Consider the following 26490-nt stretch of genomic DNA (forward strand, 5'->3'; position numbering starts at 1 on the left):
GCGCTCATCGCAGGCCCATCGGGATCCGGGCCCGAACCGTGAACCCGCCGCCGGACCGTGCCCCGGCGCTCAGCTCACCACCGACCACACTGATGCGCTCCCGCAACCCGACCAGCCCCCGCCCGCTACCACGGCCCAGTCCGGGGCGGCTGGGTCCGTCCGTGGTGACCTCCACGTCCATCCACTCCTCGCCATGGCGCACGTAGACGAGCGTGCGCCGGCCGGCGGCGTGCTTCACCGCGTTGGTGAGCGCCTCCTGGACGACCCGGTACGCGGCCACCTCCGCGGCCTTCTCCATGGCGCCCGGCTGCCCGTCCTCGACCAGCTCCACCGGCTGCCCCGCGCCCCGGGTCCGCGCCACCAGATCGGGCAGCTTGCTCACCGATGGCTCGCGGCCTTCTCCGTCGGCGTCCGGCGTCCCGTCCAGCGCGCCGAGCAGGTAGCGCAGGTCGGTCAGCGCATGGCGGCCGGTCTCGCTGATCGCCGCCAGGCCGGTCGCGACCCGCTCGGGCTGCCCGGCCAGGAACTGCGCCGCGTCGGCCTGGACCACCATCGCCGTCACATGGTGGGTGACCACGTCGTGCAGCTCCCGCGCGATCCGCGCACGCTCCGCCGCGACGACAGCCGCCTCGGCCAGCCGTACTCGCTCCGCGTCGGCGGCGCTCCGCTCCCGTACGACGACACCAGCGGCCCAGCACGCCACCAGGAACAGCAGGAAGGTCGTGTAGTCCAGCGGACGTTCCGGCGACCCCAACTCATGCAAGGCGACAGCGAGCCCCACGTACGCCACCACCGCGACCACGGCCACGGTCACCGCGACCGACCGACGCCGCAGGTGGGCGCCCGCGCTGTACAACGCGACGATCAGCCCGAGCGCCGCGAACGCCGTGGGATAGCGCAGCAGCTGAAACGCTATGAACGCCCCGCCGACCACCGCCAGACACCCGGCAGGCCACCGCCGCCGCATGACCAACGGCAGGCTCTGCGCCAGAATCAGCAGCACGCCCACCGCGTCCAGCGGCAGGTCCGGCAGGTCCGCCAGATCGACGCCCTGATGAGCGATCCCGGGCACGAACGACAACCCGGCCAGCAGTCCCGCCAGCACGACATCCGTCCGTCGACTCCACGGCGCCGTCATCGCCATCAGCCGCAAAGAGGCCGTCAGTCGAGACACGCCCGCCAGCCTAACGGGACCCCGCTCGGCCTGGCGCTGCCGCCGACCTCAAGACGAGAGGCGGCGGGCACCAGGCGAGAGGCGGGACCTCATGCGAAAGGCAGCGGTCTCAAGGCGAGAGGCGGCGGCTCAGCCAGGCCAGGGCGAGCGGGTAGCGATACTCGATGGCGCCGTGCCCGGCGTCGAAGAGCTCGAAGTAGATCCGCTCGTCCGGCACCCCCGCCGCCTCCAGCGCCCGCCGGAAGGCCGTGGCGCCCAAGTCCAGGTAGTACTCGTCCCTGGTGCCCGCGTCGACCCAGATCGCCCGCATGGACCGCAGCGCCTCGGCGTACTCGGGCCGCGCCGCCATCACCACCGGGTCGCGGGCCAGCCAGCGCTCCCACACCTCGGGTATGACGGCACCCGTGTCGTCGAACGGCAGGCGGACCGTGCCGTCCTCGTCGGCCGAGTACGCCGCCGCGTAGGCGTACATCTCCATGAGTTCGAGGTCGCCGTCCCTGGTCCCGGCGATCCTGCTCCGGAAGTCGGACAGGAACTTGTCGTACGAACCGCCGTACATGTCACGTAGCCGACGCGCGATGTCCGGCAGCCCGAACCGGAAACTGACCTCGAACAGCGAGTCGCCCGCATGAGTGGCCAGCGCCCCGAACACGTCCGGCCGCAGCATGGCGGTGACCATCGCCCCGCCGCCCCCACTGGACTTGCCGGTGACCGCACGGTGGTCGCGGCCGGCCAGCGTGCGGTAGCGGGCGTCCACCCACGGTACGACCTCGTCGCACAGGTAGGAGTGGTAGCGGCCGGTCGCGGGCGAGTCGAGATACTGGCTGCCGCCCAGCGAGGTCCACGCGTCGACATAGACGACGATCGCGGGCGGCACATCGCCGGCCGAGAACACGCCGTCAGCCAGCTCCGGGTACGTCCGCCGGAACGGCGTCCGGTTGAACCACATGGAGACATGCGCGGTGTAGCCCTGCAGCACATAGATGGCCGGATAGCGCCGCTCGGGGTGATCGTCGTACCCCGGAGGGACGTACACGTACAGGGGCCGCTCATGCGGGTCCCCGAGGGGGTTGCCGCGCAGCAGCGCGCTGTCGATGACCTTGTGGTCGAGGCGGCCGGCCAACTCGTCGGACCAGGGCAGCATGAGCTTCCTCTCGTTGGCCGGTGGCAGCCGGCCGAGATGTCGATCCCCGATGAGCAGTTGAAGATCAGCCTGCACCTCCGCTTTGCCGTTGCGCGGCCATTCGGGGCGCCGGAGGTCGCTAGGCTTCCTCCGTGGACAGCGCAGAACTGAAGGACCGGGTACGCGAGCTGCGAGCCGAAGGCCGGTCTCCCAAGGAGATCGCCCGCACGCTGGGAGTGTCGCCGTCGGTGGTGGCCCCGCTCGTCCGGGCCGTGGCGGCCGAGGGCAGCGCGGCGGCGGCGGGGGAGCCCGAGGTGGTCGGCTGCTGGATCAACGTCGGCTGGAGCAACGGCCTCACCGTCGACCCCGCCCGAGGCTGGATCGACGAGAAGCCGGATGCCGACGGGCTGGAGGGCAAGGTATGCGTGCTGGTGGCCCGGCGCCACAAGTGGGACCGGATGACGGTCTGCGGCTACCTCGCCGACGTCTACTGCACGGGCGTCAAGGACCTGATCGGGCCGGACGTCATTGACGACCGGCAGCTCAGCAGGTTCCGCGAATACTTCTTCAGCGACTACGCGGGCTGGCAGGAGGCGCCGATCGAGCTGGCTCAGCATCTCGTCTTCGGCTCGGTCGACTATGCCCGCACGCTGGACCTGGAGCCGTTCGTGACCTTCGACTCGGCCTCCCACGTCCTGGGCACCTGGGACGGCGGCCCGTCGGCGATCACTTTCGGCCGCGACGGAAAGCCGTTCTACGTCCCGGGCGAGAATGACGAATCCGGCAAGATCATCAGAATCTTGGAGCGCAAAGTAGGCCCGGCGGGCTTCGACACTTCCGTTGAGTGATCCGGTGGTCTGGAGAGCCGGCCCGGCGTGCTGACTCTGGGCTCGGCCAGCCGCAAGGCTGAACAGCCCCCGGATTGAAAGCCCTCTCCATCGTGGAGGGGGCTTTCTTCTATCTAGATCGGCGGTTCGGCCGCTTGGTGGTTGCTCAAGCACGGGCACGGCTGCGCCTACCTGACGCGACGGCTGGACGATCATTCCCGCGCGGCGGCGATCGCCGCCGCGCTGGATGACGACCTGACCGTGGTAGGCGAGGACTGACCCAGGGCTCGCCTTCCCACGGATCTGGCGGTGACGTGCCTCTCGCCTCCCCCGAGATCGCCGCCTACTGCCCGCACGCCAACCGCCTCAGTGCGGGATGACGCCCTCGACCAGAACCCGCCGATAGTTGGCGATGCGCTGGTCCACGCTGTCCAGGCAGCAGCTGGAGCACTTCGTCTCCTCCGCGGAGGTGTAGTACAGGCAGCACGTGTCGCGCAGGTAGAACAGCCCCTTCCGGTCGTCTGCCGCGAGCCGGACGACCTTGCCCAGGCGGTCGAGGTCGATGGTGGACGCGGTTGAGAAGGTCTTGTAGGCGCTCTCCAGCTGATCGACCTCCCCGCCGCGTCTGCTGGCGATGCAGAAGGCCGCCGCGCAGCCATGCGCCACGCCACCATGAAGCTGCCGGAGTCCGGCTCGGGTACGAACCCGCATGGCCTGCGCGAGCGGCAGAAGATGGTCGTCCAGGACCCATTCGACCAGGGTGGTCACGGAGGCCTCGGCGACACGGGGCTCGCGCAGCCCGACCGCCTCGAAGCCGTGATGGGGGGACAACCGGATGGCGACGTTCTGCGGACGCATGTCGATGACCACGCCCTCGACGGCCCAGGCCAGCACCGCGGCCGCCGTCACGGTTCCGGCGTACACGGCCATGACCGTGAGCGCGGTAGCGTGATCGGAAACCTGGCCGCTCGCCCGGCGCTCGGCTTCGAGAAGCCGGCCCAGCTCCTCCGACCGTGGATCCAGCAGCCGGTCACAGGCGATCCAGTCCTCTCCTGGCGCGAGCCCCTGTTCGAGCCGGAAGCGTTCGCCGAAGGACTCCAGTCGCGTGAAGACGTCCGTCACTTGCCGTCCTTGTCTTTCATGTCTGAGGTCCTTCATGTCTGATGAGCCGCTTCGAGCAACTGCACGGTGTACGGGTGGGAAGGGGCGCGGGCGACGTCCTCCGAGACGCCGTCCTCGACGACGGTGCCGTTGCGCAGCACGACGATCCGATCGCAGGACTGCACCGCCTCACCGAGGTCATGGGTGACGAACAGGACCGCCAAGCCGCGGTCCGTGGCCAGAGCGCGCAGCGTGGTGGCGATGCCTGCTCGCGTGGAGACGTCCAGCATCGAGGTGGCCTCGTCGGCGATGAGGAGGATGGGGTCGGCGGCGAGTGCTCGCGCGATGGACACGCGTTGCCGCTGTCCGCCCGACAGCTGACCCGGGAAGCGTTGGCGGAACTCGGAGGTTTCCGGCAGTCCAGCAGCGATGATGGCGTCCCGCACCCGTTGTTCTCCTTTTACACCGGCCAGTACGAGCGGTTCCGCTACGAGGCTCGCGACCCGCATACCGGGATGGAGCGCGTCGTACGGGTCCTGATGCACGAAGCCGATCCGCCGCTGAAGCCGGCGCAGCGCCCGGCCGCGTCGAGCGGTCAGGTCTTCGCCGGAGATCTCGACCTGGCCTTCGGAGGGGTGGAGCAGGCCGAGGATGATCCTGGCCAGGGTGCTCTTGCCGGATCCGCTCTCGCCGACCAAGCCGACGATCTCGCCGGCGTGGATGTCGAGGTCCACGCCGCGCAGCGCTTCCACCGTTCTCGAACGGGTCCTGTACGCGTGCCGCACCTGGGTGACGCGCACCACCGGCGGCCCTTGAGCATGTTCGGCCCGCGGCACCACCGGATAGGACGCTTTGCCCGGGTGGTGGCAGGCGACCTGCGCCTCGCCGTGCCGGCGAAGGTGCGGCTGTTCTGAGGTGCAGCGGTCGGTGGCGAGCGGGCAGCGCGGGGCGAACCCGCACCCGTCCGGCAGCAGTTCGAGCGCGGGTGCCGAGCCGGGGATGCTGCCCCACGGCACCTGCCGGTCGGCGACCGGCGTGGCGGTGAGCAGGCCGGCGGTGTACGGGTGGGCATGTTCGCGGGACAGTGTGCCGGCTGAGCGGACCTCGGCCAGCCGTCCCGCGTACATCACCGCGGCCCGGTCCGCGTACGGCATGAGCCCGGCAAGGTCGTGCGAGACGATCAGCGTGCTGATGCCGAGCCCGGACAACAGCGCGAGGACCTGCCGCTGGGTGATCGCGTCCAGCCCGGTGGTGGGCTCGTCGGCGATCAGCAGGCGGGGCTCGCCGGCCAGGGCCAGAGCGATCGCGACCCGCTGCCGCTGCCCGCCGGACAGTTCGTGTGGGTAGCGGCGCAGCATGCCGTGCTGGAGGCCGACGCGTTCGAGCAGGTCACCGGGCTGCGCCTGGCCGCCGTGCAAGGTGAGCATCTCGGTGAGCTGTGCTTCGATCCGGTGGACGGGGCTCAGGCCGGTCATCGCGCCCTGTGGCACGATCGCCACTTGGCTGCCGCGTATGCCTCGCCAGTCGACGCGGCCGGTCAGCTCGTGCTCGCCGTCGAGCAGGGCGGAGCCGGTCACCGTGGCGGTGCGGGGGAGCAGCCCCAGGAGCGCGCGGACGAGCGAGGTCTTGCCGCAGCCGCTCTCGCCCACCAGCGCCACGATCTCGCTGTCCGCGACGTCGAGGTTGATCCCGTCCACCGCGATCAGGCCGCCGTAGCCGACGGTGAGCTCGTTCAGCGCCAGGGTCATCGGGCGGCCTCTCTCAGCGCGGGGTTGAGACGTTCCTCGACGGCGGTGCCGATGAGGGCGAGGGCGAGAACGGTGAGCGAGATCGCGGTGCCGGGCGGGAGCGCCCACCACAGCCACGCGTCCGACAGGAACACGCCGTTGGTCTGCACCCAGTACAGCGTGGTGCCCCAGCTCGGCGCCGTCGGGTCGCCGAGCCCGAGGAAGGACAGGGTGGCGTCGTAGATGACGGCCCGCATCGCCGTACGCACGAAAACGGGGATGAGGAGCGGGCCGATCAGGTAGGAGCCGTGCCGCAGAAGCAGCCACCAGCGCGGCGCGCCCATGGCGCGGGCCACTTCCAGATGTCCTCGCGACCATGCCGTCAGTACGGCGGCGCGCAGCACGCGGGCGGGGACCGGCCAGAGAATCAGCGCCAGGATCGCCACCCGCATGCCGAACGACTGGCCGAGGAAGGCCGCCGCGAGGATGTAGAGGATCAGCTCGGGCAGCACCAGCATGATGTCGGTGCCGCGCATCAGCGTGGCCGACAGCCAACGCGGCCCGATCCCGGCGGCGCCGCCGACCAGCGCGGCGAGCAGTGTGGTGGCCGCGGCGACGATGAACGCCAGGCTCAACGAGGTGCCGGCGCCCACGATGAGCTGGTCGAGCAGGTTTCTGCCCAGATCGTCGGCGCCCAGGGGCAGCCCACCCCCGGGAGGGGCGTACGGCTCCGCGACCCGGGCCCGTCCCGCGTCGTCGGGAAGTGCGAGTCCGAACAGGGCGACCCCAAGGACGACCGTGAGGATCCCGGTTCCGATCAGGCCCTGGACACCCAGGAGCCGGCGGCGTGGTGAGCGTAGGAGCATCATCGGCGGGCCCGGGGGTCGAGGAGCGGGTAGGTGGCGTCGGCCAGCGCGTTCATGAGCACGACCAGCAGTGTCAGCACCAGGAACGCGCCCTGCATCAGCGGGTAGTCGCGGGCCGAGATCGCGCCGAACGTCAGCCGCCCGAGCCCGGGATAGGCGAAGACCGTCTCCACCACGATCGAGCCCGCGGCCAGGAAGCCGATCTCCATCATGAGGATCGTGTGCACGGGAAGCAGCGCCGGACGCAGCGCGTGCCGCCGGACAAGCCGTCCGTACGGCACGCCCCGGGCATGCGCGTGCTGGATGGGTTCGCTGGTCAGCACGGTCAGCAGAGAAGAGCGGGTGTAGAGGAACAGGTAGCCCATGCCGGTCAGCGTCAGCGTACTGACCGGCAGGATCAGGTGCAGCAGCACGCCCTGGACGGTCACGCCCTCGACACCCGACACGCCGAAGGTCGGCAGCCACTGGAGCTGCACCCCGAACAGGACGATGAGCAACATGCCCAGCCAGAACTGGGGGAGCGAGTCCAGCACGATCGCGGTGCTCAGCAGGCCAGAGCCCTTGCCTTCGCGCCTGCGTAGCGCGCCCACCACGCCGAGGGTGACCCCGACCAGCGCGGTCACCACGATGCTGGTGCCGACGAGCAGCAAGGTCCAGGGGAGCGCCTCGCCGAGCGTTTCGGTGACCGGCCGTCCATCGGACAACGACGTGCCCAGGTCGAGGGTGAAGACGCCGGTGAGGTAATCCAGGAATTGCTCGGGCAGGGGCTTGCCGAAGCCGTACTGGGTGGCGATCTGCGCGCGTTCGTCCGCGGTGAGCCGGGCCAGCGCCTCAGGGCTGCCGAACAGCTTCAGCGGCCCGCCCGGCAGGGCCCGGGGGAGTGCGAAGTTCAGCGTGAGCGCCACCCCGAGCACCGCCGCGTACTCGGCGAACCGGCCCGCCGGGTATCTCCAGCCCATCAGAGCTTGAAATCGACGAGCGAGAACTTGTTGAGCGCCGCGGAGCCGTTCTGCCACGTCCAGCCGCTGTAGACGTCCTTGCGGAAGGCGTAGGCGCCATTGCGGTAGTACAGGGTGAGGAACGGCATCTGCTCCGCGATCTGGGCTTGAAGCTGCTTGGCCGTCGCGGTCCTGGCCTCCAGGGTGGCGGCGGAGGTCAGCGTCCGTACGATCTCGTCCACCTTGTCGTTCTTGAACCCCACCACGTTGAGCGAGCCGTCCTCCGGATCCGAGGCGAGAAGCTGGGCGATCGATCCGCTGCTCAGCATGACCGGCGCGGACCAGCCCCACATCGACATGTCGTAGTTGCGGCCCTTGCTCACGTCGTAGTCGGGCCACACCTTGGCGTCCAGGGAGTCGGGGTCGAGTGCGGTGACCTTCACCGCGACGCCCACCGTCTTGAGCATGTCCCGGATCAGCTCCGCACTGCGCAGCCGGTCGGTGGAGGTGCTCTGGACCAGCAGTTCGTACGACATCGGCTTGCCGTCGAGCACCCGGATCCCGTCGGTGCCGGGCTTGGCGCCCAGCGCGTCGAGCTCCCGCCCGGCCGCCGCGGCGTCGTAGAGGGGAGCGAGTCGATCGGGCTTGACGGGCGATTCCGCGTGGATGAAGCCGGGGTTGCCGGGCGTGCCCTGACCGAGCAGAGCGGTCTTGACCAGATCGGTCACGTCGATCGCCTTGGCCAGTGCGCGGCGTACCTCGGGCTTGTCGAACGGAGCCCGGCCGGTGTTGAAGGCCAGCAGCGTGGAGGCGAACTCGGTGCCCTTCACCACGCCGATGTTCGGCTGCTTCTCCAGCGCGGAGAGCTGTTGCGGCGGGACGATCTTGGTGGACATGTGCACTTCGCCGGTACGCAGGGCCGCGAACTGCGTTGACTCCTCCGGAATGACCACGATCTTCACGGTGTCGGCCTTCGCCTTGCCCATGGCGTACGAGGTGTTGGCCGTCAAGGTGTAGCCGCGGGCGTTGTCGTACTTGGTCAGCTTGTACGGGCCCGTGCCGATCGCCTTGTCGGTCCCGGCTTCGCTGACCTTGGTCACCGACGACCACACGTGCTCAGGCAGGATCGCCATGTCGGCCAGGATCCGCCGAGGGAACTCCGGGTCGGGCGCCTTGAGCGTCATCGTCACCGTGTCGCCGGACGCGGTCACGTTCTCGATCGGGCGTAGGTCGATCGAGGAGTCGCCCTCCATGTGCTTTTTGTAGAAGTCGACGCTGAACGCGACGTCTTGGGCGGTCAGCGGTTTGCCGTCGTGCCAGGCGACGCCCTGACGGAGCGGCATCGTGAACACCTTGTTGTCTGTGGTCCGCAGCTCCTTGGCCAGCAGCGGCGTCACCCCGTCACCTTGGACGACGACGAGCGTGTCGAAGATCAGCTTCACCAGGTTGTTGCCCGGGTAACCGGTCTGGTTGGTGAACGGGGTCAAGGTGCCTTCGTCGGAGGAGATGGCGATGGTGAGGCTCTTCGCCGCTGCCGGGGCCTTTCCACCGGGGGGCGGCTGGCTGCCGGTGCCGCAGCCGGCCAGCGCCGTCAGGGCTGCCGCTGTGGCGATCAAACTCAGAAAGCGGCGATGCAAAGAAACCTCCGGGGGGTATGAGGGGTTGAGACGTCCTCGGTGGCAGGGGTGGGGTTTCAGGTGACTCTATAGGCATTTTCCGTAGATACAAGTGCCAGTGCGGTTAACACCACAATTCCCCGCAGGGGAGCTGTTCAGTCGGCTGAGCTGCGTATATGGTGGGCTGATCACCCAGGTGACCGCCCGGCCGGACGGCTACCTTGGGCGGCCACCGTCCCGCACTGGCGGGCAACTACGAAGGTTCATCGTAAGTTGCCCTGCCAGGCTGTGGCGGAGGAGAAGCGTCAGGCGGAGGACGGCGATAACCAGCCGTGCTCAGCTTCGGAATGAGCGCCGTCGGAGAGCCTGTCTCACTTGCATGTCAGACGCGGCTCGGCGGCGTAGACGGTGTGGAACTTCTGCCTGCGCACTTCCTTGCCGTCCTTCTTGAAGATGCGCCAGACATCGATCGCGAAGCCCTCCGCGCCGCCCATGGGGATGCAGTCCTTGCCGGAGTCGGTGAGGGAGGGGGCGGTCTTGACGTCGTAGCGGGCCGAACTCTGGGCGGTGACGTCGTAGCGTTCGGTGCTCCAGAAGTCCACGGTGATCGACGTGCTGGTGTAGGAGGTCTTGATCAGCACGCCGTACGGGGAGTCGTTGCGCCAGCGGAAGTCCGGCTGCGGATAGGAGACGGTGGACTCGCGGCCGGCTGGATAGCGGGTGATGTAGTACTGGTGCGCCATATGTTGCACGTCCTGGAATCCGCCGAAGAACACGGCGTTGAACATCGTGGTGGCGAACTGCGACACCCCGCCGCCGACGTCGTTGACGAACCGGTTGTTCAGGATCATCGGCGCCTCGACGAAGCCGCGCGCCTTGTCACGCTTGCCGACCAGGCCGTTGAGCGAGAACGTCTCGCCGGGCATGACCACATGGCCGTCCACGATGTCGGCGATGCGGTGGATGTTGGTCACTCGTGGCGCGCAGCACGGGTGGCGGGTGGTGAAGGTGCTGACCTTCTCCTTGACCTCCAGCTTCCTGGCCAGCTCGGTGGTCAACCGGGGCTGCGCCTCGGCCACCGGCACCTTCACCTCACGCTGGCCGGCCGCCAGGGCGGCGGAGACCGCCCCGCCGAAAGCCTTCGCGTCGATGCCCCGGCCGGGACGGGCGAGGACGACGCGCGGCTTGCCCTTCACGATCTTGAAGGAGGCGTCTTGGGGCTGATGGCTTGCCGGGACGAGTTGTTTCTGCAAGTCAGGAAGGAGTTCTCCGCTGCGGAAGGAGGGGCGCAAGCTGCCTTGCCCGTCGGGGACGAAGCGAAGCCCGGCGGCCAGCTGGGCGCGGGTCAGGCTGGCTTTCCTGTCGCCGTTGACCAAGGTCAGCGGACTGGCGACCGCCGCGGTGGCCATGGAGCCCGCGACGCGACGCACCTCGGCCGACGAGATCTGGGGCGGTAGCGTGCGGAGGGGCAGCGCGACCGTAGCGCGGTTTCCCAGGAAGGCCTCGCGGACCAGCCGTGCGGCGGCGTCGCGGTCGAGGGCGCGGCCCGACTTGGCGGGGATCACCTGCGGTTCGAGGCCCTGGTAGCGCACGCCGCCCTCGCGAGGCTTGAGGTCGATCGTCTTGGCCAGAACGGCGAGCCGGGTGGTCAGGCGGGATTCGTCGGCCGTGATCCGTGGCTGGAGCTCTCTGTCTTCGCCGAACAACGACCGGACGACTCCGGCCGGGCTGCCCGCGCCGCCCAGCGCCGCCTCGAGTGTCGCCGGGATGTCGAACCCCAGCCCGAGCTCGGCGGGGGTCAGCCGTGTCGTCTTGCCTGCCGCGGACAGCGCCATCGGCCGGGTGGCCCGCTTGCCGAGCTCACGCTCCAGCCGGGCGCGAGCGTCCGCTTCCGGCAGGCCGCCGACGTCTACGCCGCCGATGCTGGTGCCGGACGGCACCTGACCCCCCAAGGCGATCGCGGGAACGGCATAAGCCGCAGCCATGACGGCGACCGATGCGACCGCGACGAGTATCCAGCGGCGTCGGCGCCTTCCCGCGCGGCCGCTCCTGGGCGCCGCCTGCTGCGCCAGAGCGGCACGCGGGCTCATCGCAGGGCCCCACGAGATCGTGGATCGACATGGCACATGGCGCGAAGTCTAACTACCGTACTAGCGCAAGTCGTAGATAGTTAGGAAGCCTGCCACTCGACGACCCATTTGTTCCGTCGTGCTCTGGAGAGGCCTGTCCGCACGCGACCAAGGCGACTGCGGCAACTCAGACGGTGCGAACGCAGGCGCACTGGCATGCCGCGAGAGTGCCCTCCGCGGCCTCTGCGACTTCCCGCGTGGCGACCTCGGTCCTGGCGGAAGCAACCACCGCTGCGGCGCGGCCCCCGGCATCGGCCTTCCTGACGCGCGGCTGGACCGCCGCTGCCGTACGCCCTCCGGCCTCGACCTTCTCGTCGCGCGGCCAGACCGCCAGTGCCGTGACAGCTCCGACTGCCGCCAGGCCCGCCAGCACGGTCCAGGTGATCGTGAAGCCCGCCTGCGTGGCGACCCATCCGGCGATGGGATAGGTGACCAGCCAGGCCAGGTGGGACAGCGAGAACTGGGCGGCGAAGACCTCGGGAATTCCGGTGGGATCGACCGCCCGGCGAAGCACCCGCCCGGTCGGCGTGATGATCAGCGCCATCCCGCCGCCGATCGCTGCCCATATCACCCCGGTCGGCAGTGATGCGGCGACGCTCGCCGCGGACATCGTGACCGCCGCGCCGACCGCGAATATCAGTACGGCGGCACCGATCAGCATCACGAACCGGTCCGCCACCCGGTCCAGGACGCGCGGGAGGGCGAGGGCCACGAGCAGCGTCCCCGTTCCGGAGGCGGCGAGCACCCAGGCCACGTCGGATTGGGCTCCGCCGAGAACGTCGCGGACGTAGTTCACGGTGTTGACGACGACGATGGAGCCGACGGCGGCGACCACGAGGTTCAGTGCCATGACGCCGCGCAGGCTCGGGGTGGCCGCGAAGGTGCGGATCCCCGCCACGGCCCGGTCCCAGGCGTTCGTGTGTGAACTGGGGCGCGCGTTGGGGATGCGCGTGGACAGGACCAGCAGCGCGGACACGCCGAACCCGACGGAGGTGCCGATGAACAGCAGGTTGAACGACATGAAGGTGAGCGCCACAGCCGCGAGCACGGGGCTCAACAGGCTCTCCATGGTGTAGGCCACCTGCGATGCGGACAGGGCGCGGGTGTAGTCGGCCTCCTTGGTCACGATGTCGGGGATGACCGCCTGAAACGTCGGGGTGAATGCCGCTGACGCGGTCTGGAGAACCCCGATCAGGACGTAGATGTGCCACACCTCGGTGACGAACGGCAGCGCGATCACCACCAGAGCGCGCACCGCGTCGAGGATCGTGAGAAACCGACGTCTGGGCAGCCGATCGACGTACGCGGCCGCGAGCGGTGCGACGACCACGTACGCGACCATCTTGATCGTCAGCGCGGTGGCGAGAACCGCACCGGCACGCGGACCTGCGAGCTCGTACGCGAGCAGCCCCAGCGCGACGGTAGCCAAACCGGTACCGAACAACGCGATGACTTGAGCGCTGAACAGTCGCCGGTAGTCGCGAATCGCGAACAATCCCATGTCCGTCTCCTCCCGGGCAACCGCAGTCACCATCAAGCGCCGAACCATATACCCCTTGGGGGTATTCGCATCAAGGGTGTTCTATACCAGGAGGGGGTATATGTCAATCTACGAATTCGAGCTCGGCAACCTCGACGACGGCAGGACTGCGCCAGCTCGGTGAGATCCCCGACCTGCCCGACTTCTCCGACGCCGACGACCGGGAGGTAGATAAGCGCGCTCTGGCCCGTAGAGAGGGGCCGGGCGGTGGGTCAGTTCGCGGGGGCGAAGGCCGTGGTGAAGGTTTTGCCGCCGTCCTTGGACTCCAGGACAGTCCCGTCTTCCAGGGCGGCCAGCAGGCGTTGACGGTCCACGGCCGTGAACGCGGTGGCCTGGCCGGGTAGCCTGCCGACGGCGGTCCAGGTCTTGCCGGCGTCCTGGCTGGTGTGGATGCGGCCGTCGGCCCCTGCGCCGACGACCAGGCCGGTGACCAGGGCGTCCACATGGCTGAGCAGCGGAGCCGTCGTCACCTCGACGAAGTTCACGCCGCCGTCCTCGCTCACCTTCAGGCCTTCCGGGGTGGTGGCGTACAGGCGGGTGGGCTCGTTGGCGCTCACGCCCAGGTCGAGGATCTTGTCCTTGGCGCCTTGCGTCCAGGTGGCGCCGCCGTCTCCGCTGCGCCAGACCTTCGAGGTCTGGCTGTCGAAGGCGTACAGGTTCTCGCCGGCGAGTTGGAGGGAGTGGAAGTCGGCGGAGCCGTCCTGCGAGATCGTCTTCCAGGTGAGCCCCGCGTCGGTGGAGCGGACCAGTCCGAGGTGCGGCGGACGACCGGAGGAGACGTCCTCGGCAGCGGGATGGCCGCTGGCCAGGAAGGTCTTGGGACCGGTGATCGTGAAGCCCATGTGGTCCTGGTCCCGGTCGGCGACGCGGGCGACGGTGGTCGAGGAGGTGACCGTGAACAGCCCGTAATGCCCGGCGACGTAGAGGACGCCATCGGCCGGATCGACGCCGACGCCGTGGACGTGGCCGACCCCGAGGTCCGGCGACCCGCTCGTTCCGCCGTGCTCTGGAGCCGCCTGTCCGCACGCGACCAAGGCGAAGCTCAGTGCGGCTGCCGAAAGCAGCCGCCGACCCACATGTTGCATGGCTGAATGCTACTATCGGCTATCGTAGATAGCGTCCTTGGGTCACCCGACAGCGTCCAGGTGGTCACCCGCGGCGGTGGCGCGCTTGAGGCGGATCAGGTCCTTGGGGGCATTGACGGCGACGGCGCCGACGAGCACGCCGCTCCTGGCGAAGGCGATCGCGAATCTGTTCTCGTCCGGCTCCCCGGTTACCAGGCGGCTCTCGTCGGCCAGGTGCGGCAGTCCGGCGGTCTGGATGCGGGCGCCGTGCATGTGGGTGGCGAAGGAGGGGAGGTCGGCGTACGGCTTGGCGTTCTCCGGGCCGGCCAGGAGGTTGAGGGCGGCGAGGGCGCCCTGGTCGTTGGCGTTCGCCCAGTGCTCGACGCGTACGAGTTCGCCGCCGAACAGGCCGTGCGGCCAGCGCGCGACGTCGCCCGCCGCCACCACGTTGTCGGCGGCGTACAGGGTCTCGTCGCACACCACGCCGTCACTCAGCGTCAGGCCGCTGCCCTCCAGCCAGGTGGTGTTCGGGGTGACGCCCATGCCCGCGATGACCAGGTCGGCGGGCAGCGTCCGGCCGTTGTCCAACCGCACGCCCGTCACCCGGCCGTTGCCCTCGAAACCGGTCACGCGCGTGTCGCCGACCAGCTCGACGCCGTTGTCGCGGTGGTGGCGTGCGAGCCAGCGCGCCGCTTCGGTGCCCAGGACCTTCGTCATGGGGTGAGGGGAGGAGTCGACGAGGGTGACGCCCAGGCCGAGGGCGCGGGCGGTCGAGGCCACCTCGCCGCCGATGAAACCGCCGCCGATGACCACGACGCGCTCGTGCCCGGCCTGTAGCTCGGCGCGCAGGGCCAGAGCGTCTTCGATGGTGCGAAGGGTGCGGACGCCGTCGGGGTGGTGGGGCAGGCGGCGCGGGCGGGCGCCGGTGGCGATGACGAGCCCGTCGTAGCCGAGCTCGCTGTCGTCGTCCAAGGTGAGGCGCCGGGCGGAGGTGTCCAGACGCACCGCTTGGCGGCCCTTCAGCCACTGGTCGCCGAGCTCCTCGGCGCCGGGCAGGGTGATCTCTTCGTCACCCCTCAGCATGCTCTTGGACAGGGGCGGGCGGTTGTAGGGCAGGTGGCGCTCGGCGCCGATCAGGGTGATGTCGCCCGCGAAGCCCTCCCGCCTGAGCGTCTGCACGGCACGCAGGCCGGCCAGGGAGGCACCGACGACGGCAATGGTGTTCAGCGTTCTCATGGTCGCGGACTATACCTATAGGGGGTATATGATGCAAAATACCCCCAGGGGGCTTAACTGAACCAAGAGGAGATGCCATGAGCAGCACGTACAAGGTGAGCGGAATGACCTGCGGCGGATGCGCGGGCAAGGTGAAGTCGGAGATCTCCAAGGTGGACGGGGTCACCGACGTTGAGGTGGACCTGACCAGCGGCACGGTCACCGTGGCCGGAACCGCCGAAGAGGCCCTGGTTCGCGATGCCGTCGAAGAGGCGGGCTACGAACTGACCGCCGTTTGATCGGCTCGTTGGCGAACCGCATCCTGCCGGGTTCCGTGCCTCTCCTTGGCGGCACCCGGCAGGATGCTACGAGGCGGCCGGTCTCAACTGGTCACCGCCAGCGGACGAACGCCAATTGGATGAGGTCCTCGATGCGTAGGGCCGGCCAGCCATCTGCGGCGATGATCTCCCAGTCGGTGAATTGGTTACAATTCACCGACTTATGGTCGTCAATCCCCTTTGATGGGATTGCTGCGCCCAACCCGTTACTACTATCTATCATCGTAGCCATGGCTGACACGGCGTCATGGACGGGAGCGGTGTGGCTGCGGCCGGGCGCTTTGGTGTACATCGGCAGGCTCGGCGACGCGCGCGCTCACGCGCATGCCGCCGTGCAGCTGCTTGTCGTCAGCTCGGGCCGCGTCATCCTCACCGACGAGCGGGCAGCCGAGAGGAGCGTGTCGGCAGTGGCGATACCCGCCGGCGTCCCGCACGCCATGCGCGCCGAGGACGCGTTCGGAGCGTCCGTCTATCTCGATCCGGCTCTTCTGGAGGGCGACGGGGAAAGCCTGGTGGCCGGCCTGCTGGCGCTTCCGGTTGATGAGAGGTTCGCCGATGCGGCGCTGGCGTTGCTGAGCGAGGTGCGCGCCGCCTCTCCGGATCGGGTGGTCCGGCAGGTGATGGAGCTGGTCGGGCGGGGCATCGCCGGTCCTTTGCGGCTGCGCGACCTGGCGGCGCGGGTGGCCCTGTCGCCCAGCAGGCTGGGGCATCTGTTCAGTGGGCAATGGGGGTTGCCGTTCACGGCGTACGTACGGTGGGCGCGGCTGCGCGCGGCGATGGACACCGTACGCGCAGGTGGCTCGCTGACAGCTGCCGCGCACGCCGCCGGGTTCACCGACAGCGCCCATCTGACCCGGGTCACGCATGCCATGTTCGGACTGGCACCCTCGGTGCTGGCTCGCGGGATGAGCTGGGAGTGAGGGTCAGCCGCTCCGTACAAGTAATCGAGGAGGCGGCAGGGCCAGGCTGACGGCATGACTGATGACATGCCGGACGACGCAGCGCCACAGCGCCTTTCTCCCGCCGCGGTCGTCCTCGTGGTGGCGGCCGGCTTCACCTCGCTGTTCGCCACATATTGGGACGATGCCTGGCACACCGATATCGGCAGGGACGACGCGCTGATACCGCCGCACCTACTGCTGTATGGAGCGGTGGCCGTCGTGGGGCTGACAGTGGCGGGCTGGGGTCTGCTCACCCTATGGCGTACGCGATCGCTGATCGCCGTGCTGAGACAACCTCCGCTGCTCATCGCCGCTGTCGGCGGCGTGGCCACGCTGGCTTCCGCGCCCGTCGACGCACTCTGGCACGACGCCTTCGGCCGGGATTCGGTGCTGTGGAGCCCGAGCCACATGCTGACCGTGTTCAGCACACTGGCCCTGATCGGCGGAGTGCTCGCGGGCATGCGGACGGACGGCCCTCGACCGCTGTGGTGGGCCGGCGGGGCATTGCTGCTGGGCAGCGCTGTCACGTCGGTGATGGAGTTCGAGACGGACGTGCCGCAGTTCTCCGAGGTGCTGTACTTCCCTGTGCTGCTGGTCTGCTCGATGTACGCGGCCGTGCTGCTGCGGTCGCTGGCACCGCGCCGGCATCTCGTGGCGGGAGCGGTCGGCGTCTACGTGCTCGCGCGGTTGGTGATCACCGGGCTGCTGCCGGCCCTCGGGCGTACCAGCCCCGACCTTCCGCTGGCCGTCGTCGGTCTGGCGGCGATCGACCTGCCGTGGCGGCGGCCCGTGACCGCTTACGCGGCGGGAGCGGCGGGGGCCGCCGTCACTTCCTACCTGTCCTCCGTGCTGGGCATCGGCAGCGTCAGTCCCGACGCCGTGCTCGTGCCCGCGTTGGTGGTGGCCGCCCTCGGCGCGGTTGTGATCTTGGGCGAGCGCCGGACGCGTGGCGCGGTCGCGGTCGTCACGCTGCTGCTGCCGCTCGGTCTGAGCGTCCTGGATCCACAGCCTGCTTCGGCGCACGATCCCGGACAGGGGCAGGCTGTCGCTACAGCCGTGCTGACCGGCACCTCGGACGGCTCTGGGGGGATGACGCTCACGGTCGAGGGGTGTGGGGGTATGACGCCACTCAGAGTGGTCGCTCGCCGAGCCGGAGAGGAGATCGCCGGTCCGCTTGCTTCGACACCTGATGGATGCCGCGGCCAGGTACGGGTCGACCAGGAGGGCCTGTGGTTCCTGTACGCGGAGATGCGTTATCGGGGCGGCGTGGTCGAGGCCTGGCTCCCGATTGACCGCGAGGTCGTGCGGCAGAGACGTGACATCTACCTTCCAGCAGGTCAGGCGGTAGTGACCGGCGGGCAGATCGCAGCGGGCGTCGGCTTGTATCTGGCCGGGCTGGTCATGCTGTCACTGACCGTGTACCTGGCCCGACGAAGCCGCGCGTGATGGTCATCGGAGGTCGGCTTCGGCGGTCACCGGTTGGGCGTACCGCTGTTCGAGCTTGGCGAGCTTCCAGTACGCGACGCTGCCCAGCCAGGTCAGGAGGAAGACGCCGACGATCCCGTACCCGATCGTGTTGAGGTCGATGGCGGCAAGAGCGGCCCACGGCTGACGGTCGGCCAGGCCGAGTTGGTCGGCGAGGACACCGAGCAGTTCGACGGTGCCGACGGCGAAGGCGACGAAGATGGACAGGCCGGTGGTGGAGAGGTTGTAGTAGATCTTGCGGAGCGGGTTGCTGAAGGCCCAGTTGTAGGCGTGGGCCATGAACGCGCCGTCGAGGGTGTCCCACAGCGACATGCCCGCGGCGAAGATCAACGGCAGCGAGATGATGGCCAGCGGAGGGAGTTGACCGCCCGCGGCCGCTCCGGCGGAGACGCCGATCAGGCCGACCTGGGTGGCGGTGTCGAAGCCGAGCCCGAACAGCAGGCCGACCGGGTAGATGTGCCAGCTGGCGCTGATCAGCCGGGTGTAGCGGCCTTTGAGCAGGCGGTTCAGCAGGCCGCGTTCGGCCAGCAGGCGTTCGAGCCGCTCCGGTTCGTAGGCGCCTTGGCGTACCTGTCGCCACATCTTCCAGATGCCGGCGAAGATGACCAGGTTCAGCCCGGCCACCAGGTAGAGGAAGGCGCCTGAGACGGTGGTGCCGATGATGCCACCGATGTCGGCGAACGAGCTCTGGAACCGCACGGCCGCCTGCGTGGCGAACGCGACCGCCACCGACAGTGCCAGCACGACGGTGGAGTGGCCGAGGGAGAAGAACAGCCCCACGCCCTGCGAGGGCCGGCCCTTCTGCAGCAGGAGCCGGGTGGTGTCGTCTATGGCGGCGATGTGGTCGGCGTCGAAGGCATGGCGCATGCCGAGCAGGTAGACGATCCCGGCGGCGGAGGCGAAGACGAGCTGGCCGCGGCCGTCGGTCAGGTTGTGGTAGGCGGGCTGGGCGTTGTAGTAGGCGAACAGCCCGAACCCCGCGACGTGGAGAGCGGCGACCACGCCGAGCAGGGGGACCAGGCGTAGGACGTCGGTCCGGGTGAATCGCCGGCTGCTGGTCTGCATGGGAGCCCTTCATCGCTATTGCGCAAATCTAGCAACTGCCGAATATTTGCTACTAGATGGCATAGCAGATGAAGCGGTGTTCGCGGTGCCCGGGGTCAGCTCCCGGGCACCGCGAGGTCGATTACGTTCGCTCCACGTTCTCGAGTGAAGGGCGGCCGTTGTGCGAAGGGCCGATGAGGCGCAGGAAGGCCTGTACGCGGGGATGTGCGGGCGCGGTGAAGAAGCGCTGCGGGGGAGCCTCTTCGATGACGTTCCCGCCGTCCATGAACACCACCCGGTCGGCCACATCGCGGGCGAAGGCGGTCTCGTGCGTCACGATGACCATGGTCATCCCGTTTCCGGCCAGGTCACGGATGACCTGCAGGACCTCGGCGTGCAATTCGGGGTCCAGCGCGGAGGTGGGCTCGTCGAACAGGATGACCTGCGGCTCCATCGCCAGTGCCCGGGCGATGGCGACGCGCTGCTTCTGGCCGCCCGACAGCGTGGCGGGGTAGCAGTCGCACTTGTCGCCGAGGCCCACCAGTGCGAGCAGCCGCCGGGCGAGCTCGGTCGCCTCGGCGCGGGGCACGTTCCGTACGGAGATCGGGCCTTCCATGACGTTCTGCAGCGCCGTCAGGTGCGGGAAGAGATTGAACTGCTGGAACACCATCGCCGAATGCCGACGGATCTCGCGGATCCGGGCGGCCCTGGCGCGACGCCCGCCCTGGCGCGTGCCGCAGTCGACGTGGTTGCCGCACAGGCGGACGGTGCCGGAGTCGGGCTCTTCCAGCAGGTTGAGGCAGCGGATCAGGGTGGTCTTGCCGGAGCCGGACGGGCCCATGACCACCACGACCTCGCCCGGCCGCACGTCGAGGTCGATGCCCTTGAGCACCTCGTTGTCGCCGAAGCGCTTGGTCAGCCCGCGCACGCTCACGATGGGTTCTGAGCTGGTCATGCGTAGGCCTTTCTCATCCGGCGTTCGAGAGCCTGCTGGCCGACCTGCAGGAGGGTGTTGATCAGCCAGTACATGAGTCCGACGATCAGCAGCGCGTCCATGTAGCGGAAGGTGGAGGTGCCGATGCCCTCGGCCACCCTGGTCAGCTCCACCACGGTGACCGCGGAGGCCAGGGAGGTGTCCTTCATCAGGGCGATGAACCGGCTGCCCACGGGCGGCAGGGCGATCCTGATGGCCTGGGGGAAGATGACGCGGCGCAGCGTCTTCCCGTACGGCATGGCCATCGAGGCCGCCGCCTCCCACTGTCCCTTGTCGACGCCGAGGATGCCCGCGCGGAAGTTCTCACTGAGGTAGGCGGCGGTGAACAGGGTGAAGGCGATGATCGCCGACGGGATGGGCGGAATCTCCAGGCCGATCTGCGGCAGCCCGAAGTAGATGATCATGATCTGGATCAGCAGCGGCGTGCCGCGGAAGACCGAGACGTACGCGGTCGCCACGGCGGAGAGGACGCGGTTGCCGGAGATCTTCGCCAGCACGATCGCGGCTCCGAGGACGCTGCCCAGGATGAAGGAGACCACGCCGAGGAGAAGGGTGATCATCATGCCGGTGAGGAGATCGGGAAAGGAGTCGACCAGTAGATCCATGAGTACCTTCCCTGCTCAGCTCGCCGGAACCTTGGCCAGTTCCTGCGTCATGTCGAGACCGCCCAGCCACTTGCGGGAGATGGCGGTCAGGGTGCCGTCAGCGATCATGTCGTTGAGCGCCTTGTCGACGGCCTGCTTGAAGCTCGCCGAGCCCTTCGCGAAGGAGATCCCGTTGACCTCCGATTCGAGCAGCGGCCCTGCGGCCTTGACCTTCAGGTTGTTCTTCGCCGCCAGGAACGCCCCTTGGAACCGTGACGCCAGCACGGCGTCGGCCCGCCCCCGCGCCACCTCGGTCAGCCCGAGTGTGGCGTTGTCGTAGGTCTTGATGTCGGCGTCGGCGATGCTCTTCTTGGCGAAGGCCGCCTGTGTGGTCCCGGCCGTCACCGCGATCTTCTTGCCCTGGAGGTCGGTCAGCCCCGTGATGTCGGAATTGGCGTCGGCCACGAAGATCGAGATCCCGTTGACCTGGTACGGGCGGGAGAAGTCCACCTGCTTGGCACGTTCCGGGGTGATGGTCTGACCGGCGACGACGGCGTCGAACCGGCCGGCCTGAACGCCCGCGATGAAACTCTGGTAGTTGGAGGCGACGAACTCGACCTTGGCGATGCCGAGCCGCTTGGCGAGCTCGTTGGCCACGTCGACGTCGTAGCCCGCGGGTTTGCCGTCGTCCAGGAAGTTCCACGGCGGATTGGCCTGCGTCTGGGCCACCCGGAGGGTGCCGGACTCCTTGACCCGCCGCAGGAGGTCGGCGGCATCCGCGGAGCTGTGGCCGCACGCCGACAGGGTGATCGTTAAGGCGGTGGACAGGCCTGCCGCCAGGAGGGGTTGAATACGTACCTTTTTCGCCACAGTGGGCTCCTTGTCACGCAGCAGTCGCCCGGCTCTGAACCCCCGTGAACCGTGGACATCCCCATGTTGGGGCTTATCTGTCCATGGCGTATACGGTGGGCCATTATGTCCGAAGCGTCAAGTACCCCCCAGGGGTAATTTTCCAAACCTCCTGCTCGGGAGGGGGTTGTTGACGGCTTCTGCCAGTGATCGCTGGTGAAGGTGCCAAATTTACGGACATCTCGGTGTTCGCCATCTCATAGCCGTACGTTGGTCACCCGGGAGGTTTCCGGGCGGCCAACCGTTCGACGATGCCGAGCTTGAACCGGTCGTGACGTTCAACGGTCAGGCCGTGATCAGGTAGCCGCTCGATGGGGCGGCGCAGGAAGTGCTCGCCTCCCAGGGGCACGGTCGCCAGTTCGATCAGGCGTTGAGCCACCCGGACCGGCCACCCTGACGCGGCCACATGGTCACCGAGCAGCAGAACGCCGCCAGGCCGGAGTACGCGCACCATCTCGGCGACCGCCCGCCGATCATCAGGGATCGCACAAAGGGAAAAGGTGCCGACGACCGTGTCGAAGCTCTCGTCCGGAAAGTCGAGCGCCTGAGCATCCCCCTCACGCAGGTCCACCTCCCGGCCCAGGGAGGCGGCCTGGCGCCGGGCGATGTCCAGCATGGCCGGGCTCCAATCGATGCCGGTCAGCCGTACGTCCTCCGGGTAGAGGGGGAGGTTCAGGCCCGTCCCGATGGCGACCTCAAGGGTGTCGCCGCCGGCCTGCCCGCAGATCCACGAACGGGTGTCTCCGAACACCTTCCGGTCGAGGAAGGTCATCTGCTTGTCGTAGGAGCCGGAGTGCTTGTCCCAGTAGCGGCGCAACCGTTCGTCGCGTGGCCTCGATTCCATCCATCTCACCTCTCGCTGGTCTCAATATCGGGAGCCCATCCGGGGCGTCGAGCGGTGACCAGCCAGGCCGCGCTCCTGAGGAAGATCCCGGCCGCCGTCTCGTGCGAGCCGAGGCGCTCATGGAGGGCGTGGAGCATCTTGGCTCTCGTCTCTTCGTCGGCCTTGTCGAGCAGGCTGCTGACCAGGCCCATCTGGGAGACGAAGTCCAGCACGTCGTTCACGTCGTCCCCGAGTCTCATGGGCTCGTCCACAGGGTCCACGCTGATCTGGGTGTAGCCGACCGTATGCAGGAGGTCGGTGATCCGACCGGATGCCGCCAGGGAGAAGGGCCCCGGGCCGTCGTTGTCGAGGGAACCGGATAGAGGGACGTACGAGGCCAGGACCGCGCCCAGTTCGGTGATCCATTCGTTGTCGAGCGGTTTCCGCCAGCACAGGAACGCCAGACGCCCATCGGGGCGAGTCGCCCGTGCGATGTTGGTGAAGGCCGCCACAGGATCGTTGAAGAACATCACCCCGAAACGGCTGATCACCACATCGACGCTCGCCGCGGCGAAGGGGTGAACCTGTGCGTCGGCCTGTTCGAAGCGCGTGTTGACGAGGTTCTCGCCCTTGGCTCGGCGCCGGGCCTCCTCCAGCAGGGGAGCGGACAGGTCGATGCCGAGTGCCTGGCCGTGCTGCGCGCCCCGAGCGGCCGTGCAGGTGGTCTGGCCGCTTCCGCACCCGATGTCCAGCACGTGGTCCTCGGGGGCGATGGCAGCCGCCTCGAACAGGTGGGAGCTGATTCCTTTCATCATCTCGTCGTAGCGATCCCGGTGGGCGACCCAGTGCCGGCCGTCGCCCTCGTTCCACGCCTCGGCCTGCTCGGGGTTGGCGACAGAGGCACGTTCGGTGTGCGACATAGAAGCTCCTCTGATCGGACGATCTACTATCAATGGATAGTACTCACATTGGATAGTAGTATGCCGTCGTGCAGGATGAACTGGATCGGGCGGTCGCCGTTCTCGGCCCGCTGGAGGGGCGGCTCATGCGGGCCGTGTGGACTGGAGCGGTCACTGAGCCGTTCGTGGTCCGGGACGTGCAGGGATTGGTGCCGGAGCTGGCCTACACCACCGTGATGACCACGTTGCGACGGCTGGCCGACAAGGGAATGCTGGCGGCTCACGCCGAGCCGGGTCGCCGCGCCCATGAATACCGGGCCGCGGTCACGCCCGCTCAGTTCCTCTCTCAGTCGAGCCGTCGGGCCGCCGCGGGCTTCGTGGACAAGTATGGCGACGCCGCACTGGCCGCCTTCGCCGCCCACCTCGACGGCCTGTCGCCCGAGCAGCGGCGCCGCCTGCGGGAGCTGACCGAGTGATCGTCTACCTGTGGCGGCACAACCGCACCGGCCTGGCAGTGCTGGCCGGACTGATAGGCGTCCGCCTGGTGTGGCACCCCAGCGTTTCCGCCGGGATGACGATGGCCCAATGCTGGCTCGTCTCCATCGCCGTCGTGGCCGGGACGAGCCTGCTGGCTGTCGCCGCCCGCGCCACCTGGCTCGGCGTCGCCGCCGCCCGCAGCCTGGCCGCACTCCCGCGGGCGGCCGAGCCGGCCGGTCTTGAGGGCGCGATACGGCGAAGCGGCGTTTCAGGTGTCGTCTGTCTGGCCGGTGCGAATCCGGCGGCCTTCTGCGCTGGAGCGCTGAGGCCACGCCTCTACCTCACCGCCGGGGCCGCCGAGGCGATCCCCGCCGAAGAGCTCGACGCGATCCTCGTTCACGAGGCCGCACACGCGCGGCGCCGTGACCCGCTGCGCCGTCTCATGCTCCGCGCCGCCGCTGACGTCCTGTTCTTCCTGCCGTTGGCGGGATGGTGGTTCGGGCGGCAGAGCGAACGGGCCGAGCTGTCAGCCGACCGGGCCGCGATCGATCGGCTGGGCGCCAAGGCGGTGGCACGAGCACTGACCCGGATGGATGGCGCCGGCCCCGCACCGGCGACAGCCGTGGCTTTCGACGGCGCAGCCGAGGCCAGGATCGCTCAACTGCTGGGCGACGACCTGCCGATCCGCAAACCGTCCAGGGCCGGAGTGATCTTCTCCCTGACCGGTCTCGTCGTGGTCGTCAGCCTGGTCATGTGCATCGGGCAGGCAGCGTGGGGCGCCTTGACAGCGTGACGGCACCGGTGCGGGCGCTGGCCAATCGCTTGACATTAATCACAAGGGGAAATGTCCAGTTTTGCGTGACAAGTCCGGTAATGGGGCGACAGAATGCGGGACCACCAGCCGCCCCGCCACTGGAGGAACCCATGCTGAGACCCCTGGGGGTACTCGCCACCGTCGCCAGCCTCGCCGCCTGCACCCCGTCCGCCGACCTGCCGCCGGGCGGAGCGGCCGGAGCGGTGCCCGAGGCGACCGCGCCCGTAGACGGCGCGGCACCGGCGTCGACGCCGGCACAGCCGGCTCCCCGGCCGACCCCTGGATCGGACGAGTGCCACGTGAGCGTTGTCAGGCCGGACGTCTCCGCGCTCAGGATCCGGACCTCGGCCGCCCGCCGTGGCTGTGTGCACCCGGCACTGTTGCGCATCCGAGTCAAGCGCGCCGTCCCCGGCGCCGATCCGGTGGTCAAGAGCGGCGCCACCAGGAAGGGCTGCAACTGCCCTGCGCGCCGGGTACGTACTACGCGGTCGCCACGGACTACCGGGGCGGCACAGCCAGGTCCAAGGCCGTGCGGCTGACGTGCGTCACCCCCACCCGCGCAACGCGAGAGACGAAGGCGCCGAAGGTTCCTGAGGGGAAGGCGTCCATCACGTCCGTCGGCACGGCACTGGAGAACGACGTCGTCCGGCTGACCAACGCCGAGCGGGCCAAGGGCGGCTGCCACCCCCTCAAGCACGACGCGCGGCTGCGCAAGGCCGCGTTCGGGCACTCAGCCGACATGGCGAAGAACGACTACTTCGACCACGACTCTCAGGACGGCCGCGACATGGTCGACCGCATGCGCGCGACCGGCTTCACCGGCTCGGCCTGGGCCGAGAACATCGCCATGGGTCAGCGATCGGCGGCCGAGGTGGTCAAGACCTGGATGAACAGCGCCGGCCACCGGCAGAACATCATGAACTGCTCGTACACCCTCATCGGGGTGGGCGCGGTCAAGGACGCGCAGGGACAGGTCTACTGGACGCAGGACTTCGCCGCCCGATGACGCATGGGCGTTTCCAGGGTCGGACGGCGAGGGTCGAACCGCGTAGTTTGGTGGCGAGTTCGATGTGGTTGGATTCGATTTTCTCGCCGGCGGCCAGGCGCAGCGCGGTGCGCAGGCGCCCATCTATGTTCTCCCCAACACTGTGGTCAAGCGCCTGGCCCACGATCTCGCCCGTCCGAATGCGGCCAATCGCGTCGTTGATGTCCTCATCGAGAACCCACTCCATGTCGACGTCTGCGACGCCTGGCAAATATTATTGCATCTCACGCCGATCGAGTATTCCGGTGACAAGGGTCGCCATGGAATCTCTCCTTTGCGTCAGTTGAGGATCTCGGTGCTTGCCCCGAAAACCATGCTGCCTCCCGACCCGCTGATGGTCCCTCCGGCAAGGTTGGTGGCGCCACCGGTGGGCTGGACGATCGTAGGCGAGGTGGAGAGCGGGCCGGCCACCAGGCTGCCGTTCTGAAGCAGTCGTGCGGAAACGAGCTGATGACGGACGACGCCCGCCGCGTCGATCTGGGCCTTGAGCTCGATCCTTCCGGTGAACGCGCCGGACGTTACTTTGTGCACATTAACCGCAGTGGTTCGGCCGGAGTCCAGCACATTGACCGGCGGCGGGCTGAGAGGGGCACACGTGGTCCCGATGACGGGAGCGCTGACGCAGATGTTCGCCAACGTTTTAATGGTGTGCGAGGGTGCGGCATTGGCGGCGGTGGCAGATCCGGCGAGAATGGTACCGGCGGCAGCGCCTGCGGCCAGGATTAACATCCGGCGCTTAATCGACATGACGATTTCCTTTTCGATGGTCATGACTGGTTTGATGGACCAACGATAGGAGTCGTGCCGATAACGCTCC

26 protein-coding genes are annotated in these 26490 nt (G+C 68.6%); 8 read left to right on the plus strand and 18 right to left on the minus strand.

Features of this window, described 5'->3' with window-relative positions; translation table 11 throughout:
• Nucleotides 1-4 precede the first annotated feature (4 nt).
• The gene (locus AB0B61_RS01930; RefSeq protein ID WP_358426463.1) at nucleotides 5-1174 is read right to left on the minus strand and encodes a histidine kinase; all 1170 of its coding nucleotides are present in this window, start codon (nucleotides 1172-1174) and stop codon (nucleotides 5-7) included.
• 109 nt (nucleotides 1175-1283) lie between these two features.
• Nucleotides 1284-2393, minus strand: a complete 1110-nt coding sequence (locus AB0B61_RS01935; protein ID WP_358426466.1) for an alpha/beta hydrolase-fold protein — start codon at nucleotides 2391-2393, stop codon at nucleotides 1284-1286.
• Between the two features lie 56 nt (nucleotides 2394-2449).
• On the opposite strand from AB0B61_RS01935, the gene AB0B61_RS01940 reads away from it, so the two are divergent.
• Nucleotides 2450-3145 carry a helix-turn-helix domain-containing protein gene (locus AB0B61_RS01940; RefSeq protein ID WP_358426469.1) on the plus strand — a complete coding sequence of 232 codons (696 nt, stop codon included), beginning with the start codon at nucleotides 2450-2452 and terminating at the stop codon, nucleotides 3143-3145.
• A 345-nt stretch (nucleotides 3146-3490) separates the two neighbouring features.
• Here the strand turns inward: AB0B61_RS01940 and AB0B61_RS01945 are convergent, their stop codons facing one another.
• The 9 genes from AB0B61_RS01945 to AB0B61_RS01985 form a co-directional block, all read right to left on the minus strand.
• Nucleotides 3491-4246, minus strand: a complete 756-nt coding sequence (locus AB0B61_RS01945) for a (2Fe-2S)-binding protein (protein ID WP_358426472.1) — start codon at nucleotides 4244-4246, stop codon at nucleotides 3491-3493.
• Between the two features lie 32 nt (nucleotides 4247-4278).
• Nucleotides 4279-5973: an ABC transporter ATP-binding protein gene (locus AB0B61_RS01950; RefSeq protein ID WP_358426475.1), complete on the minus strand. Its 1695-nt coding sequence runs from the start codon at nucleotides 5971-5973 to the stop codon at nucleotides 4279-4281.
• Complete coding sequence (locus AB0B61_RS01955; protein ID WP_358426478.1) at nucleotides 5970-6821, minus strand: ABC transporter permease; 852 nt, start codon at nucleotides 6819-6821, stop codon at nucleotides 5970-5972. Before AB0B61_RS01955 ends, AB0B61_RS01950 begins: the two co-directional genes overlap by 4 nt.
• Nucleotides 6818-7777 (minus strand): ABC transporter permease, encoded by a 960-nt coding sequence (locus AB0B61_RS01960; protein WP_358426481.1) that lies wholly within the window; start codon nucleotides 7775-7777, stop codon nucleotides 6818-6820. The genes AB0B61_RS01955 and AB0B61_RS01960 overlap by 4 nt, the downstream gene beginning before the upstream one ends.
• Nucleotides 7777-9372 (minus strand): ABC transporter substrate-binding protein, encoded by a 1596-nt coding sequence (locus tag AB0B61_RS01965; RefSeq protein ID WP_358426483.1) that lies wholly within the window; start codon nucleotides 9370-9372, stop codon nucleotides 7777-7779. Before AB0B61_RS01965 ends, AB0B61_RS01960 begins: the two co-directional genes overlap by 1 nt.
• A 371-nt stretch (nucleotides 9373-9743) precedes the next feature.
• Nucleotides 9744-11462, minus strand: coding sequence for a VanW family protein (locus tag AB0B61_RS01970; protein WP_358426486.1), 1719 nt, complete (start codon nucleotides 11460-11462; stop codon nucleotides 9744-9746).
• 166 nt (nucleotides 11463-11628) lie between these two features.
• A complete protein-coding gene (locus tag AB0B61_RS01975) occupies nucleotides 11629-13002 on the minus strand; it encodes an MFS transporter (RefSeq protein WP_358426489.1) in 1374 nt (457 codons plus the stop codon).
• A gap of 251 nt (nucleotides 13003-13253) precedes the next feature.
• Nucleotides 13254-14126 carry a F510_1955 family glycosylhydrolase gene (locus tag AB0B61_RS01980; RefSeq protein WP_358426492.1) on the minus strand — a complete coding sequence of 291 codons (873 nt, stop codon included), beginning with the start codon at nucleotides 14124-14126 and terminating at the stop codon, nucleotides 13254-13256.
• 42 nt (nucleotides 14127-14168) lie between these two features.
• Nucleotides 14169-15341: an FAD-dependent oxidoreductase gene (locus AB0B61_RS01985; RefSeq protein ID WP_358426495.1), complete on the minus strand. Its 1173-nt coding sequence runs from the start codon at nucleotides 15339-15341 to the stop codon at nucleotides 14169-14171.
• A 77-nt stretch (nucleotides 15342-15418) separates the two neighbouring features.
• On the opposite strand from AB0B61_RS01985, the gene AB0B61_RS01990 reads away from it, so the two are divergent.
• The 3 genes from AB0B61_RS01990 (at nucleotide 15419) to AB0B61_RS02000 (ending at nucleotide 18045) form a co-directional block, all read left to right on the plus strand.
• Nucleotides 15419-15619 carry a heavy metal-associated domain-containing protein gene (locus AB0B61_RS01990; RefSeq protein WP_357942286.1) on the plus strand — a complete coding sequence of 67 codons (201 nt, stop codon included), beginning with the start codon at nucleotides 15419-15421 and terminating at the stop codon, nucleotides 15617-15619.
• Nucleotides 15620-15888: 269 nt separating this feature from the next.
• The gene (locus tag AB0B61_RS01995) at nucleotides 15889-16578 is read left to right on the plus strand and encodes an AraC family transcriptional regulator (RefSeq protein ID WP_358426498.1); all 690 of its coding nucleotides are present in this window, start codon (nucleotides 15889-15891) and stop codon (nucleotides 16576-16578) included.
• A 54-nt stretch (nucleotides 16579-16632) separates the two neighbouring features.
• Nucleotides 16633-18045, plus strand: a complete 1413-nt coding sequence (locus AB0B61_RS02000; RefSeq protein WP_358426501.1) for a hypothetical protein — start codon at nucleotides 16633-16635, stop codon at nucleotides 18043-18045.
• Between the two features lie 3 nt (nucleotides 18046-18048).
• Here AB0B61_RS02000 and AB0B61_RS02005 read toward each other — a convergent pair whose 3' ends face one another.
• The 6 genes from AB0B61_RS02005 to AB0B61_RS02030 form a co-directional block, all read right to left on the minus strand.
• Nucleotides 18049-19149 carry a HoxN/HupN/NixA family nickel/cobalt transporter gene (locus AB0B61_RS02005; RefSeq protein WP_358426504.1) on the minus strand — a complete coding sequence of 367 codons (1101 nt, stop codon included), beginning with the start codon at nucleotides 19147-19149 and terminating at the stop codon, nucleotides 18049-18051.
• Nucleotides 19150-19270: 121 nt separating this feature from the next.
• Nucleotides 19271-20065 (minus strand): amino acid ABC transporter ATP-binding protein, encoded by a 795-nt coding sequence (locus tag AB0B61_RS02010; protein ID WP_357943100.1) that lies wholly within the window; start codon nucleotides 20063-20065, stop codon nucleotides 19271-19273.
• A gap of 14 nt (nucleotides 20066-20079) precedes the next feature.
• On the minus strand, nucleotides 20080-20727 hold the full coding sequence (locus AB0B61_RS02015; protein WP_358426507.1) for an amino acid ABC transporter permease: 648 nt from the start codon (nucleotides 20725-20727) through the stop codon (nucleotides 20080-20082).
• 15 nt (nucleotides 20728-20742) lie between these two features.
• Complete coding sequence (locus AB0B61_RS02020; protein ID WP_358426510.1) at nucleotides 20743-21576, minus strand: transporter substrate-binding domain-containing protein; 834 nt, start codon at nucleotides 21574-21576, stop codon at nucleotides 20743-20745.
• Nucleotides 21577-21829: 253 nt separating this feature from the next.
• On the minus strand, nucleotides 21830-22459 hold the full coding sequence (locus AB0B61_RS02025; protein ID WP_358426513.1) for a methyltransferase domain-containing protein: 630 nt from the start codon (nucleotides 22457-22459) through the stop codon (nucleotides 21830-21832).
• Between the two features lie 5 nt (nucleotides 22460-22464).
• Entirely contained in the window at nucleotides 22465-23358 is an 894-nt protein-coding gene (locus tag AB0B61_RS02030; protein ID WP_358426515.1) for a methyltransferase domain-containing protein, read from the minus strand.
• A gap of 68 nt (nucleotides 23359-23426) precedes the next feature.
• Here AB0B61_RS02030 and AB0B61_RS02035 point away from each other — a divergent pair, with 68 nt between their 5' ends.
• The 4 genes from AB0B61_RS02035 (at nucleotide 23427) to AB0B61_RS02050 (ending at nucleotide 25634) form a co-directional block, all read left to right on the plus strand.
• On the plus strand, nucleotides 23427-23813 hold the full coding sequence (locus AB0B61_RS02035) for a BlaI/MecI/CopY family transcriptional regulator (RefSeq protein ID WP_358426518.1): 387 nt from the start codon (nucleotides 23427-23429) through the stop codon (nucleotides 23811-23813).
• Nucleotides 23810-24607 carry a M56 family metallopeptidase gene (locus AB0B61_RS02040; RefSeq protein WP_358426521.1) on the plus strand — a complete coding sequence of 266 codons (798 nt, stop codon included), beginning with the start codon at nucleotides 23810-23812 and terminating at the stop codon, nucleotides 24605-24607. The genes AB0B61_RS02035 and AB0B61_RS02040 overlap by 4 nt, the downstream gene beginning before the upstream one ends.
• 131 nt (nucleotides 24608-24738) lie before the next feature.
• Nucleotides 24739-25167 carry a hypothetical protein gene (locus AB0B61_RS02045; protein WP_358426524.1) on the plus strand — a complete coding sequence of 143 codons (429 nt, stop codon included), beginning with the start codon at nucleotides 24739-24741 and terminating at the stop codon, nucleotides 25165-25167.
• Complete coding sequence (locus AB0B61_RS02050; protein WP_358426527.1) at nucleotides 25158-25634, plus strand: CAP domain-containing protein; 477 nt, start codon at nucleotides 25158-25160, stop codon at nucleotides 25632-25634. Before AB0B61_RS02045 ends, AB0B61_RS02050 begins: the two co-directional genes overlap by 10 nt.
• Before the next feature lie 318 nt (nucleotides 25635-25952).
• Here the strand turns inward: AB0B61_RS02050 and AB0B61_RS02055 are convergent, their stop codons facing one another.
• The gene (locus AB0B61_RS02055; RefSeq protein WP_358426530.1) at nucleotides 25953-26444 is read right to left on the minus strand and encodes a hypothetical protein; all 492 of its coding nucleotides are present in this window, start codon (nucleotides 26442-26444) and stop codon (nucleotides 25953-25955) included.
• Between the last annotated feature and the right edge of the window lie 46 nt (nucleotides 26445-26490).

The organism is Nonomuraea sp. NPDC049158 (genome assembly GCF_040648335.1).
Lineage (GTDB): Bacteria > Actinomycetota > Actinomycetes > Streptosporangiales > Streptosporangiaceae > Nonomuraea.

Coding starts and splice junctions, on each gene's coding strand:
- AB0B61_RS01950 (WP_358426475.1), bottom strand. CDS start 5,973: ATGACCCTGGCGCTGAACGAGCTCACCGTCGGCTACGGCGGCCTGATC.
- AB0B61_RS01955 (WP_358426478.1), bottom strand. CDS start 6,821: ATGATGCTCCTACGCTCACCACGCCGCCGGCTCCTGGGTGTCCAGGGC.
- AB0B61_RS01960 (WP_358426481.1), bottom strand. CDS start 7,777: ATGGGCTGGAGATACCCGGCGGGCCGGTTCGCCGAGTACGCGGCGGTG.
- AB0B61_RS01970 (WP_358426486.1), bottom strand. CDS start 11,462: ATGAGCCCGCGTGCCGCTCTGGCGCAGCAGGCGGCGCCCAGGAGCGGC.
- AB0B61_RS01975 (WP_358426489.1), bottom strand. CDS start 13,002: ATGGGATTGTTCGCGATTCGCGACTACCGGCGACTGTTCAGCGCTCAA.
- AB0B61_RS01980 (WP_358426492.1), bottom strand. CDS start 14,126: ATGCAACATGTGGGTCGGCGGCTGCTTTCGGCAGCCGCACTGAGCTTC.
- AB0B61_RS01985 (WP_358426495.1), bottom strand. CDS start 15,341: ATGAGAACGCTGAACACCATTGCCGTCGTCGGTGCCTCCCTGGCCGGC.
- AB0B61_RS01990 (WP_357942286.1), top strand. CDS start 15,419: ATGAGCAGCACGTACAAGGTGAGCGGAATGACCTGCGGCGGATGCGCG.
- AB0B61_RS01995 (WP_358426498.1), top strand. CDS start 15,889: ATGGCTGACACGGCGTCATGGACGGGAGCGGTGTGGCTGCGGCCGGGC.
- AB0B61_RS02000 (WP_358426501.1), top strand. CDS start 16,633: ATGACTGATGACATGCCGGACGACGCAGCGCCACAGCGCCTTTCTCCC.
- AB0B61_RS02005 (WP_358426504.1), bottom strand. CDS start 19,149: ATGCAGACCAGCAGCCGGCGATTCACCCGGACCGACGTCCTACGCCTG.
- AB0B61_RS02015 (WP_358426507.1), bottom strand. CDS start 20,727: ATGGATCTACTGGTCGACTCCTTTCCCGATCTCCTCACCGGCATGATG.
- AB0B61_RS02025 (WP_358426513.1), bottom strand. CDS start 22,459: ATGGAATCGAGGCCACGCGACGAACGGTTGCGCCGCTACTGGGACAAG.
- AB0B61_RS02030 (WP_358426515.1), bottom strand. CDS start 23,358: ATGTCGCACACCGAACGTGCCTCTGTCGCCAACCCCGAGCAGGCCGAG.
- AB0B61_RS02045 (WP_358426524.1), top strand. CDS start 24,739: ATGCTGAGACCCCTGGGGGTACTCGCCACCGTCGCCAGCCTCGCCGCC.
- AB0B61_RS02055 (WP_358426530.1), bottom strand. CDS start 26,444: ATGACCATCGAAAAGGAAATCGTCATGTCGATTAAGCGCCGGATGTTA.